The following is a 12,182-nucleotide window of genomic DNA, read 5'->3' on the forward strand; positions in this document are numbered from 1 at the left end:
GGAGCTGATTGGGAACTATGTCTGAACGATCGTTCCATAGTTAATCAGGTTGCGGGCGGCCACGGAAATCACTGCTTCCGGCGGACGATCTCCTCGTTGACGGCGGCGACCACCTCGTGGAGGTCGCCGATGATCGCGTAGTCGGCGCGTTGGACCATCGTGGCCTCCGCGTCGGTGTTGATCGCCACGAGCGTCTTCGCCCCCTCGATTCCGGCCATGTGCTGGATCGCCCCGGAGATTCCGCAGGCGATGTAGACGTCGGGGGAGATCCGGGAACCGGTCTGGCCGACCTGTTCGGAGTGCGGTCGCCAGCCGAGACCCGTGACCACACGGGAGACGCCCAAGGCCCCGCCGAGGTGGTCGACGAGTTCGAGGACCTCGCCGAATCCGTTCTCCGAACCCACCCCGCGACCGGCCCCGACGACGGCTCTTGCCGAGGTCAGGCCGGATGCGTCGTCGGCGACCTCGGCCTCGGTGCGCTGAACACGGGTGGCCAGGTCCGCCTCGGCGATGGTGAGGTCATAGTCATAGACCTCCGGTGTCACCGGGGTCGTCTCCTCAGGATTGCAGGCGTGGCCGGCGATCGTGAGCACGTGCAGGTCTCCGTCGAGGCGGAGGCGTTCGAAGGCAGTGCCGCCGAAGACCTGCCGCAGCAGTCCGTCATCGTCGCAGGCGACGATGTTCGCGGCCATGGCCTGACCGGTGCGCACGGCGACATGAGCCATGAGCTCCATGCCGCGCGGTGTGCCCGAGGCCAGCAGCGTCCCGGATTCCGGAGCGATGTCGACGATCGCCTGCGCCCATGCGGCAGCCGAATAGTCCTCGAGGTCAGGGTGCTCGAGATGGTGGATGACGCTGACCCCCAGCCGCCCCAACTGGGCGACGGCATCATCAGTGAGTTCCCCGACCACCACCCCCTCCGTGCTACCCGACGGGTCCCCAGCAACCCGGCGCGAGGTTGCTGCGGCGCCGTCAGGTAGTAAGTGGGTGTTTGTGCGGGCGAAGGTGATGGCCTCGGCGGACGTGAGGGTCACGTCGCCGGACGTGTCCGTTTCGACGAAGACGTAGGTCATGGCCGGATCACTCCGATCTCTTCCAGAACATCGACCAAGGCAGGAGCCGCATCCGGACCCTCACCGAGGATGGTCACAGCACTCGCCTTCACCTCAGGCAGTTCGAGCCGGATCCGCGGATTTCCCGTCCCCGGTTCCGGGGCGTCGTATTCGACGATCGCAGCCTTCTTCGCCTTCATCCGCCCCGTGATCGAGGGATAGCGCGGGTCGACTCCGCCCTCCTGGACGGCGACGACGGCGGGCAGATCGAGCGCGAAGATCTCCGTGCCGGCCGGCCCGATTCCACGGGCTTCGACGGACCCGGACCCTCCCGCCGTGGAGTTCGCTCCAGCTCCGGGCCCGCTGCCATCCTCTGCCGGGGTGAGCATCTGGATGTTCGTGAGCACCGGGTACTCGAGGTCATAGGCCAGCCGGATGCCGACCTGGAAGTCACCGGTGTCGGCGGCATCATTGCCCAGCAGCACGAGGTCGAAGGACTGTCCCGCCTCCGCCCGGTCGCGGACGACATCACCGATGACCTGCGCGATGTCCTCGGGACCGAACACGGACGGATCGGCCGCCTCGATGAGGATCCCGTCGTTCGCGCCCACGGCCACGGCCGCGCGCAGCTGTTCGACCGCCTCGGCGGGGCCGACAGTGAGCACCGTGACCGTCCCACCGGTCGCGGCCGCGGTCTGGATCGCGAGCTCGACCGCGCACTCCTCATGGGAGGACATTGTGTGGCCGAGCCCGGATTCGTCGATGCCGGTCCCCGCGTCATCGAGGGTGACGGCACCGGCAATATCGGGGACGCGTTTGATGCACACGAGGATGTTCACGGCTACCTCCGGATGCTCTCGTTGTCGGGGTCGAACAGCGGCGTGGAATCGATCGCGGCCACTGTCACCGGGTAAAACTCCTCCATGTACACGACCTGGAGTCGGTTGCCCAGCACCGCCTCGGCGGGCGGGAGGAACGCCATGAGCACGTGTTTGCCGAGGCTCGGAGCCGACCCCGCCGAAGTGACGTAGGAGGTGCGTCCGTGCCCGTCGACCAGCGGCTGACCGTTCGCAGAGACGATGGGTTCTCCGCCGAGCATGTACCGCTTCTCACCGCTGGTGCTCGTGTGGTCATCGACGGTGAGCGAGCACAGCACGGTCTTCGGCTCCTCGTCGCGGTGGCGCAGGTGGGCGGCCTTGCCGATGAACTCCTGGGCCTTCACCTTCGGTCGGCTCATCCCGACCTCGACGACGCTGCGTTCGGAATCGAGCTCAGCACCGAAAGCCCGGTAGCCCTTCTCGATCCGACCCGTCGTGCCGTACACACCGAGACCGACGGGGATCAGCCCGTGCTCGTCGCCGGCCTCCATGAGCGCGTCCCAGAGTTTCAGGCTCGATTCCATCGGCACGTAGAGCTCCCAGCCGAGGTCGCCGACATAGGAGATGCGCGAGGCGAGCACCTCGAGGGAGCCGATCTCGATGGTCCGTGCCGTCCCGAATCTGAACCCCTCATGAGAGACATCGGCACCGGTGAGAGCGCCGAGGATGTCGCGGGCTCGCGGTCCCCACAGACCGATCGTCGTCCACGAACTCGTGAGGTCGGCGATCTGCGCGCCGGTCGCCGGCAGCCTGTCGGCGAACCATTTCACGTCGACCATCCCGTGGGCGGCTCCCGTGACGACGCGGAACCGGTCGTGGGCCAGGCGCATGATCGTGAGATCCGAGCGGAACCCGCCTCCCTCATCGAGGATCGGAGTGTAGACGACCCGGCCGATCGCAACATCCATCTGCGCCAGAGCGATGTGCTGAACCGCATCGAGGGCGGCAGGACCGAACACGTCGAAGATGACGAAGCTGGAGAGATCCACGAGTCCGGCGCGCTTGCGCATCGCGAGGTGCTCGGCGTTGATGATCGGGGACCACCAGCGGCGGTCCCATTCGGCTCTGCGGTCCATGACAGCGTCGCCGAACTCCTCGAGCAGGCCGGCATTCGACTCATACCACTGCGGGCGCTCCCACCCGCCGGCTTCGAAGAACACCGCACCCAGGTCGGCTTCGCGCTGCCACATCGGGGAGCGGCGAACGTTGCGGTCGGAACTCCACTGCTCGGAGGGGTGGACGATGCCATAGGTCTTGTTGAACGCCTCCGAGGTGCGGGCCTTCACATGAGCGCGGGTGCGCTGGTGGGAGTGGAAACGCGCGATGTCCGCACCTTGAACGTCGATCTCGGGCAGTCCGTTCGTCATCCATTCGGCCACCGCCCGACCGACTCCCGGTCCTTCCTTCACCCACACTGCCGCCGCCGACCACAGGCCCTTCACCTGCGGTGATTCGCCGAGGATGGGCGCCCCGTCCGGGGTCAGGGACAAGAGTCCGTTGATGGCGTAGCGGATTTCGACGTCCGGGTTCGACAGCACCTCGGGCATGAGTTCAAGTGCCTGCTCGAGCTGCGGATCGAAGTCGTCATCGGTGAATGGCATCTCCGTGGGGGAGAGCTTCGCGGCCTCGATCGAGGGGATCTCGTCCGGGTCGTGGAGGATGGGCCGGTGCGCGTAGGAGCCGATCTCCATGTCCGATCCGTGCTGGCGTTCGTAGCAGAAGGTGTCCATGTCCCGCACGATCGGGAACGAGATCTCGCCGGGACGTTCGGCCAGCTGGGGGACAGGGCCGACGCTGATCATCTGGTGGACCGCCGGGGTCAGGGGGATCGCGGCTCCGGCCATGGCCGCGATGCGTGGGCTCCACACTCCGCAGGCGATGAGGATGCGGTTCGTCTCGATCTCGCCTTTCGTGGTGTGCACGCGGGTGATCTGGCCGTCGTCGACGTCGATGCCGGTGACCTCGGTGTTCGGCGAGACCGTCAGTGCTCCCTTCGCTTCGGCGGATTCGCGCATCATCGTGCCCGCCCGCACGGAATCGACGACACCGACGGTCGGGGTCCAGAAGGCGCCGAGGATGACCTCGGGATCGAGGAACGGCACCTTCTCGACCACCTCGGCGGGGGTGACGAGGGAGGATTCGATGCCCCATGCGCGCGCCGAGGCCATGCGGCGGCGCAGCTCCTGCATCCGCTCGTCGGTGCGGGCGACCTCGAGGCCGCCGGATTCGGTGAAGACGCCGAGGTCCTTGTACTGGCGCATGCTGTCGAGGGTGAGGTCGGTGATCTCACGCGAGTGGTCGACGGGGAAGATGAAGTTCGAGGCATGGCCGGTCGAGCCGCCCGGATTCGGCAGCGGACCCTTGTCGACTTGGACGATGTCGGTCCATCCGAGCTCGGCGAGATGGTGGACGAGGCTGTTGCCGACGATGCCTGCTCCGACAACGACGACGCTGGCCTGGGCGGGGACGGAAGCCATGAGCCGGCTCCTCTCTGAAGGCCTCTTCGCCTTCACCTGCAGTGTTGCGAATCATGCAACGAGGTGCGCTATGTGGAACTGCGTACGATGATCGTCCCGCGCCGAGGTGGGTGTGTCAAGAGGGTGATCCGTGCCCGGATCGTGTGGTTCAGTGCTCGCGCCGGGCTCAGTGCTCGCGCCAGCCGAGGCGGGCGGAGATGTCTGCGGCGGCCTGGACGAGCAGCTCCCTGGCCGAGGTCACCTTCTCCTCGGTGAAGCGGAAGCTCGGTCCCGACGCGGAGATCGAAGCGATGACATCGCCGTGGGCATTGCGCACGGGAGCGGACACGGCGGTCAGCCCGACCTCGAGCTCATCGATGACGAGCGAGAATCCGGATGCGGCCACCTCGGCGACCTGGGTGAGCAGCTGCGGGACCGAGGTCACGGTGTGCGGGGTGAAGCGCGGCAGCTTCGGCCCCACGGTCTCACGGACGCCGGCCTTGCTCAGCCCCGAGAGCAGGACCTTGCCGTTGGAGGTCGCGTGCAGCGGAATGCGCTGACCGACCCAGTTGTGACTCTGCACCGACGCCGTTGACGCCGCCTGGTCGAGGTAGAGGGCGGCGCCGTCGGAGAGCACGGCGATGTTGATCGTCTCACCGGTCGCCTCGGCGAGCATCTTCGTGATCGGGCGGGCCTCCTGGACGATGTCCAGGCGTGCGGTCGTCGCCCCGGCCAGACGGAGGATCGACAGCCCGAGACGGTACTTCCCGCGGTGCTGATCCTGTTCGACGAGGCCGCGGGCCTCGAGCGTGGAGACGATGCGTGAGGCCGTCGATTTGTGCACACCGAGCTCGCCGGCGATCTCGGTGATCCCGGCCAGTCCGGTGCGGGCGATGATCTCGAGGATCGTCACGGCCCGGTCGACGGACTGCACTCCGCCGGAAGCGACCTCGCTGTTGCTCATTTCGAAACTGTAACGCACATGGCGCAACCCGGACAGAGGCCGATGGGTGTGGGGTAGGGTGAGTGCGGTCGGCGCGACCTGAGTGCGCCGGCCTACTGTCCCCGACGGAGCTGAGCACGATGAGCAATGGGACCCAGTCGATCGACCGGGCGGCCGAAATACTGTCGCTGGTGGTCCGGTCCGACGAACCGATCTCCTACACCGAGGTGGTCGAGGAGACCGATCTGGCCCGGTCCACGGTCTCGCGCCTGCTCTCGGCCCTCGAACGCAACGGGCTTGTCGAACGCGACGGTGACGGCCTCTATCGCGGGGGTTCGCTGTTCGCGACCTACGCATCGCGCTTCGATCGGGTCGAGAATCTCGTCTCCGCGGCCGATCCGACGCTGCAGCGCTTGAGCGAGGAGACCGGGGAGACCGTCAATCTGGCGATGCCCGGACCGCGGGGAGTCGTCCAGGTCGCTCAGGTCGATTCGACCTTCGTCCTCGGTGCGACGAACTGGGCCGATGTCGATGTGCCGCCCCACTGTTCGGCACTCGGCAAGGTCATGTACGCCTTCGACGTCATCCCGCTGCCGACCGGTCGACTGGAGCGTCGGACGGACCGGACGCTGGGCTCGCGCAAGGAGCTCACCGATGACCTCGCTCAGGTGCGAGAACGCGGATTCGCCATCGTCCACGAAGAATTCGAGATCGGCCTCGACGCCCTGGCCGCCCCCGTCTTCGGCACCGACGGTGATGTCGTCGCGGCCGTCGGCATCTCGGGACCGACGATGCGCATCGCCGAACACCACGACCGCCTCGGTGCCCTGCTGGCTGATGAGGCAGGGCTGCTGTCGCGGACGCTCAAGCGCAAGGTCGCCCACCGGTAGAGGCACCGCTCCGCAGCCGGCCGCCGGCTACCGCAGTCCGACACCAGCGCGCAGTCGTTCCAGCTTGTGCGGGTTGTTCACCTGGCGCAGACCCGCCACGAGCCCGGCTTCGTCGATCTCGACCGCAAGCACGCGCAGGCCTGCGTCCTTGGTGACTGCGATGGCCGGTTCGCCGTTGACATCGACGACTCCGGTCACCTGTTGGCTGGTGGGATCGTCCGGATCGATGACCGCAGTGAGGAAGCGGATGATGCGGTCGTTGCCGAAGAGCGGATTGCGCGTCGACGGGACCAGTCCTCCACCGTCGCTCCAGAAGATCGCGTCGTCTGCCAGAAGCAGACGCAGAGCCCCGGACTGATCGCCGGAGCGGATCGCATCGACGAGTCGGTCGATCACCTGCCTGTTGCCGGAGTGTGCCGTATGCCGGTCGAGGTCGAGTCGCCGTTCGGCGCGGGAGATCATCTGCCGGACTGCGGCGGCGGACTTGCCCAGGATCGAGGAGATCTCGCCCGTGGGGACGTCGAACGCACGAGCGAGGACGACGGCGGCTCTGGCTTCGGGAGTGAGCTGATCGGCCAGATGCAGCAAGGTCACCGACAGCAGCTCCTTGTTCGCCAGGGCCTCGTCGGGAAGCGCCTCGGTGGCGACCGGCTCGGGCAGCCACGCTCCTGGGTATTCCTCCTTGACGCTCTCGAGGTGTCGCGCCTCGTCGATCGACCGACGCACGCAGACAGTCGTCAGCCACCCCGGCCAGGACTGCACGGTTGCGCTCTTGCGCTCCTGGACGACTGCAGCGATGCCGACCTCGGAGACGACGTCCTCGGCCAGTCCGACATCTCCGAGCATGCGATAGGCGATCCCGAAGAGACGGCTGCGGTGGTCACCCCAGGCACGGGTCGCAGGTGTGTCGGTGTCGACTGAGTTCACGTGCACCAATGTAGACCAGCGTCAGCTCTCGGCGGCGTCGCGTCACGACCGATCGCCGGGTGCGGGCGCCGCGGCGGCATCGGACTCTGCCAGCGGGGTGGTCTCTGCCGGCGGGGTGGTCTCGGTGCTGATCGCCAGACGGTTCCACACATTGATCGTCGCGATCCCGAGCAGCAGGTCACCGAGCTCTTCGGGCGCGAAGTGACTCGCCGCCGCCTCCCAGATCTCATCGGTGACGGAATCCGGGCCGATCTTCGTGACGGCATCGGTGAGGGCGAAGACACTGCGTTCGCGGTCGTCGAAGATCGCACCGGCATGCTGCCAGGCGGCGACGTTGAGGACCTTGCGCGACGAGATCCCGTGGGCGAGGAGGTCACTTGAGTGCATGTCGACGCAGAATCCGCAGCCATTGACGATGGAGGCGCGCAGCTTCACGAAGTCATAGAGTTCGGTGCCGAGCGCTCGCCTGCAGTATGAGTCCATATGGGCGACCGAAGAATAGGCCTTCTGATTGATCTGGTCGAGGCTGATGCGTGTCATGGGTTCCCTTTCGCATGGTGTGTTCGCGATGCTGTCGCGATGCGGCTGCGGCGGGCGACCCTTCGCCCGTCATCCGGTATGTCGGATCGGGAACCCGAAGTGTGACATCTGGTCCGCGGAGCGGCCTTTCCGGCGTCCGTCACCACTGGCCTTACCGGCATCCGTCAGGAAACGCCTTCAGCGTCCGTCACCACACGCTCGAGACCTCTTCGGCACCACCGAGGGCGGCGAGCTGCCTGCGCCGCCACACCTCGGTGTCCTTGATCTGATTGAACGTGTAGATGTGCAGCCCGGCCACGCCCATGTCCTGGTCGTCGAGTGCGGGGGCCAGCCGGTCGAGGAACTTCCGCGGGTTGTAGCCGCCGGGCTTGGCCATCCGCGTGAAGGTCGCGGTGTTCTTGCGCAGGAACCGCGTGGATTCGCCCACTCCGATCTTCGTCGCGACCCGGGCGAGCTTCGCCAGCTCCACCTTGCCGGCGATCCCGAGCATGAGCGGCAGCTCGATGCCGCGCGCACGCACTCGGGCCAGCCAGGAAGCCACGGTCGTGGGGTCGAAGCACAGGTTCGACACGAGGTGGGTGGCGTAGTCGCGTTTGTCCCACATCGCCTGCACCGTCACGTCATCGGGGATGAGAGGATGCGATTCCGGGTAGGCGCTGACGCCGATGTGCTGGAACGGAGCGGCCATGCTCGAGAGATCGACGAGGAGGTCATGCGCGCCCACGTACCCACCGGCAGGGGGAGTGGCGTCCCCGGCGGGGACGAAGATCCGGTCGATGGCCGCCTCGGCGAGTCGATCGACGATCTCCGTGAGCTCGGGACGACCATGGATCATCCGTGCCGCGATATGCGGCACCGCGCGGAAGCCTGAGGCCTGGAGCTGTTCGGCGGTGGACAGCGTCGCCTCGAGAGTCAGCCCCGTCGATGCGGTCACGGTGATCTCGCGGCCGGGAGCGACGTATTCACCGACGCGTTCGACGATTCCGGCCGTGGGCAGAATTTCGTAGCGGGCGGTGCTGAGAAGCGTGCGCAGAGTCGCCTGTGACATCCTCGTCTCCTTCGCGAACGGCCGATTCATGAAACTCGGAGTCCGAGTCCCTTGCGTCCCGGTGCCTTCGATCCTACACTCATTATACCCATAATATGGGAATTGAGTTCCATAATATAGAACTGTGCGAGCAGGGGGAACACCATGGACAACAACGTCCCCACAGTGGACCAAAGCGACAGAGAAGTCCCGATCAACCTACGACAGTCCGGGCCGACCCCGGTCGAGATGCTCATCGACACCCGAGTCCGCAAGTCCCCGTACTGGGAACTGTCCATGCAGCAAGGATGCTGGCGGGCCTCGATCTACAACCGGATGTATCACCCGCGCGGCTACATTCCCCGCGACGAAGGCGGGATGATGGCCGAGTATCAATCACTCGTCAACGACGTCACCTTGTGGAACGTCGCCGTGGAACGGCAGATCCAGGTCAAGGGCCCCGACGCCGAGGCGTTCGTGAACTTCGTCATCACCCGTGACGCGACGAAGATCCCGGTGATGCGCGCCCGCTACGTCATTCTGTGCAATGAAGCAGGCGGCATCCTCAACGATCCGATCCTGCTGCGGGTCGCGATCGACGAGTTCTGGTTCAGCCTCTCCGACACCGACCTCATGCTCTGGCTGCAGGGGGTCAACGTCGGCGGCCGATTCGACGTCACGATCGGCGAGATCGACGTTTCGCCGGTGCAGGTCCAAGGACCGAAGTCCGTCGACGTCATCGCCGACCTCGTCGGTGAGGAGGGACGGACCCTGCCGAGCTACGGTCTCATGGAGGCCCAGGTCGGCGGCCGCGACGTCATCATCTCCCAGACGGGGTTCACCGGGGAGAAGGGGTACGAGATCTACCTCAAGGACGCGACGAAGTACGCCGAGGATATGTGGAATGCCGTGCTGGAGGCCGGTGCGCCCTACAACCTCAGGGTCGTCGCCCCGAGCCACCACCGCAGGATCGCCGCGGGCATCCTCTCGTGGGGCCAGGACATGGACTTCGAGACCCTGCCCTTCCAGGTCAACCTGTCCTACCAGGTACCGCGGAAGAAGGAAGCCGACTACATCGGCAAGGCAAGGCTCGAAGAAGTGCGCGGACTGCTCGAGGCCGGCACCCCGCCGTACCGGACGCAGCTCGTGGGTCTGCTGGTCGGCGGCAAACCGATCACGGACTATGCGCCGGACTTCTGGCTCGTCAGCGCAAGTGCCGAGGGAGATGCCGTCGGCTATGTGACGTCCCCGTGGTACTCGCCGGAGCTCGAAGCGAATATCGCGATGGCGCATGTGCCGGTCGAAGCCACGGCGCTCGGCACCGAATACTGGGTGCACCTGCCGGAGCCGTTCGCGGACACCCCGGGAGTCCCGGTCCGCGCCGAGGTGGTCGAGATGCCGTTCCGCCCGAGTGTCAACCCCAATCAGCGTGAGCGTCTGAAGATGCGCGGCCTCGACGCCGCCGTCTGAGACCACTCCCGCTCCCGAGACCGAGCGCGGTCGCCGTTGCCTCAGGCCGGCGGCCGCGTTCGCATGCCCGGGCTCGGAACGCGCAGCGATCTCGCGCCGGCAGTCCGCACTGTCAGTGGCAGCCCCTACCGTTCGGTGCCTGCTTGGCGTGGGTGCATCCCTCACTGTCAGCGGCACCTCCTACAGTTCGGGCAGAGCGCTGCTGCGCCGGCATCCCGCACCGGTAGCGGTGCCTCCTACAGATAGTCGCGCACCCCTCACCGTTAGGTTCACACCACCCCGTTGCAACGGGATGATATGAACCTAACGGTGAGGGGTGCGTGGAAGTGGCTGCGCAGGGAAGTGGATGCACAGGGAGGTGGCTGCGCAGGGAGGTGGATGCACAGGGAGGTGGCTGCGCGGGAACGAAGCGGGTGCCCCGCCTCGGTGAGGGGTGCGTTGTGGTGCCGCGTGGCGGCGACGGAGCGGGTGCCGCCGCGGCGGTTACTTCTTGCGCAGCGACTTCACCTTCGCGAGCAGCTCGGTCTCAGCGTTCGGGCCGGCCTTGATGCCGGTGGGCAGGCGGAACATGAACCAGATGCCGACGAGCAGCCAGACCGCGAAGCCGACCCACGACTGCCACGCCAGCTGCGCAGAGACCGGGGTGATCGGGATGTAGAGGATGAAGAGGATGAACGTGAGCACCGACGAGATCACTCCGATGATCACGCCGCCGTTGCGGGCACCGCCGATGCGCAGGGGCCGTTCCATGTTCGGTTCGCGCTTGCGCAGCACGAGGAACCCGACGCTGACGAGGAAGTACGCGATGACGATGGCCGGCGACCCGGCGTCGACGATCCACCCGAGTGCGGCGGTGCCGAAGAACGGTGCGATCGCCGAGAGGATGCCGATGAAGATGATGGCGTTCGACGGGGTGCGGTACTTCGGATGCAGCTTGCCGAACCACTTCGGGATCATTCCGGCCGCGGCCATCGCCCACATCAGGCGCGAGGAGCCCATGAGGAAGGCGTTCCACGACGTGATGATTCCGGCGAGACCGCCGGCGATGACGATCTTGCCCCAGACGGTCGAGTCGAACATGATCGACAGCGCGTCAGCCGTGACCAGATCATGGGTGCCCAGCTGCGACGCCGGCATCGCCATCGACGTGGTGCCGATGATGATGATGTAGAAGACGATCGCCATGACCACGGACAGCACGACGAGCTTGCCGATCTTCGCCGGAGGAAGCTTGACCTCCTCGGCGGACTGCGGGATGACGTCGAAACCGACGAAGAGGAACGGCACGACCGCCATGACGCCGATGAACCCGGCGCCGCCGCCGGTGAACAGCGGTTCGGTGTTCTCCAGCTTGCCGCCGACGAAACCGCCGGTCAGCAGCATGAGGCCGACGATGATGAGGAACCAGACGACGAAGGTCTGGACCATTGAGGCGATCTTGACGCCGCGGATGTTGACGAAGGCGATGATGATCGCGGTGATCGTGCCGACCAGCGCCCACGTGAGGTAGACGTCGAAGCCGGCGACGTTCCACAGTTTGATCTGCTCGAGATTCGGGAACAGGTAGACCGCGGTCTTCGGCACGGACACTGCCTCGAACATGACGACGCTGATGTATCCGCCGGTGATCGCCCACGACCCGAACAGAGACACCCGCGGGCCCATTGCCCGGATGAGGTAGTTGTGCTCACCTCCGGCGTGCGGCATGGCCGCCACCATCTCCGAATACACTGTGCCGACGAAGCACATGATGATGCCGCCGACGGCGAAGGCGATGATCGCCCCGAGCGTGCCCGCACCGTTGAGCCATTCTCCGGTGAGCACGACCCAGCCGAAGCCGATCATCGCGCCGAAGCCGATGAAGAGTGCATCGACCGTGCCGAGGGCGCGGACGAAGCCGTGTCCCCGGTCCTCGGTGATGGTCTGGGATTCGGATTGACTCATGGGATACCTCGACACTTCTCTGTGGACGAACTGCAGCTGCTTTCGATGCGTCTCG

General features: G+C 66.2%; 10 protein-coding genes. 2 read left to right on the forward strand and 8 right to left on the reverse strand.

Going from position 1 to position 12,182, the window contains the following annotated elements; all coding sequences use genetic code 11:
• Nucleotides 1-68 precede the first annotated feature (68 nt).
• From L1F31_RS02185 to L1F31_RS02200, 4 genes are all read right to left on the reverse strand, one after another.
• Nucleotides 69-1,073, reverse strand: coding sequence for an electron transfer flavoprotein subunit alpha/FixB family protein (locus tag L1F31_RS02185; RefSeq protein WP_265419067.1), 1,005 nt, complete (start codon nt 1,071-1,073; stop codon nt 69-71).
• Entirely contained in the window at nt 1,070-1,891 is an 822-nt protein-coding gene (locus L1F31_RS02190; protein WP_265419068.1) for an electron transfer flavoprotein subunit beta/FixA family protein, read from the reverse strand. Before L1F31_RS02190 ends, L1F31_RS02185 begins: the two co-directional genes overlap by 4 nt.
• 2 nt (nt 1,892-1,893) lie before the next feature.
• A complete protein-coding gene (locus L1F31_RS02195) occupies nt 1,894-4,407 on the reverse strand; it encodes a GcvT family protein (RefSeq protein ID WP_265419069.1) in 2,514 nt (837 codons plus the stop codon).
• A 166-nt stretch (nt 4,408-4,573) separates the two neighbouring features.
• Nucleotides 4,574-5,350: an IclR family transcriptional regulator gene (locus L1F31_RS02200; RefSeq protein ID WP_265419070.1), complete on the reverse strand. Its 777-nt coding sequence runs from the start codon at nt 5,348-5,350 to the stop codon at nt 4,574-4,576.
• Between the two features lie 119 nt (nt 5,351-5,469).
• On the opposite strand from L1F31_RS02200, the gene L1F31_RS02205 reads away from it, so the two are divergent.
• Nucleotides 5,470-6,219, forward strand: a complete 750-nt coding sequence (locus L1F31_RS02205; protein ID WP_265419071.1) for an IclR family transcriptional regulator — start codon at nt 5,470-5,472, stop codon at nt 6,217-6,219.
• A 27-nt stretch (nt 6,220-6,246) separates the two neighbouring features.
• Here the strand turns inward: L1F31_RS02205 and L1F31_RS02210 are convergent, their stop codons facing one another.
• The 3 genes from L1F31_RS02210 to L1F31_RS02220 all read right to left on the reverse strand — a co-directional run bounded on the left by L1F31_RS02210 (nt 6,247) and on the right by L1F31_RS02220 (nt 8,734).
• The gene (locus L1F31_RS02210) at nt 6,247-7,146 is read right to left on the reverse strand and encodes a sigma factor-like helix-turn-helix DNA-binding protein (protein WP_265419072.1); all 900 of its coding nucleotides are present in this window, start codon (nt 7,144-7,146) and stop codon (nt 6,247-6,249) included.
• A gap of 42 nt (nt 7,147-7,188) precedes the next feature.
• The gene (locus L1F31_RS02215; RefSeq protein ID WP_265419073.1) at nt 7,189-7,686 is read right to left on the reverse strand and encodes a carboxymuconolactone decarboxylase family protein; all 498 of its coding nucleotides are present in this window, start codon (nt 7,684-7,686) and stop codon (nt 7,189-7,191) included.
• A gap of 187 nt (nt 7,687-7,873) precedes the next feature.
• On the reverse strand, nt 7,874-8,734 hold the full coding sequence (locus L1F31_RS02220) for a methylenetetrahydrofolate reductase (RefSeq protein WP_265419074.1): 861 nt from the start codon (nt 8,732-8,734) through the stop codon (nt 7,874-7,876).
• A gap of 144 nt (nt 8,735-8,878) precedes the next feature.
• Between L1F31_RS02220 and L1F31_RS02225 the strand changes: the two genes are divergently transcribed.
• Entirely contained in the window at nt 8,879-10,183 is a 1,305-nt protein-coding gene (locus L1F31_RS02225; RefSeq protein WP_265419075.1) for a glycine cleavage T C-terminal barrel domain-containing protein, read from the forward strand.
• A 483-nt stretch (nt 10,184-10,666) separates the two neighbouring features.
• On the opposite strand, the gene L1F31_RS02230 is transcribed toward L1F31_RS02225, so the two are convergent.
• Entirely contained in the window at nt 10,667-12,127 is a 1,461-nt protein-coding gene (locus L1F31_RS02230) for an APC family permease (protein ID WP_265419076.1), read from the reverse strand.
• Nucleotides 12,128-12,182: the final 55 nt, after the last annotated feature.

It is taken from the genome of Brevibacterium spongiae, from assembly GCF_026168515.1.
Taxonomy (GTDB): domain Bacteria; phylum Actinomycetota; class Actinomycetes; order Actinomycetales; family Brevibacteriaceae; genus Brevibacterium; species Brevibacterium spongiae.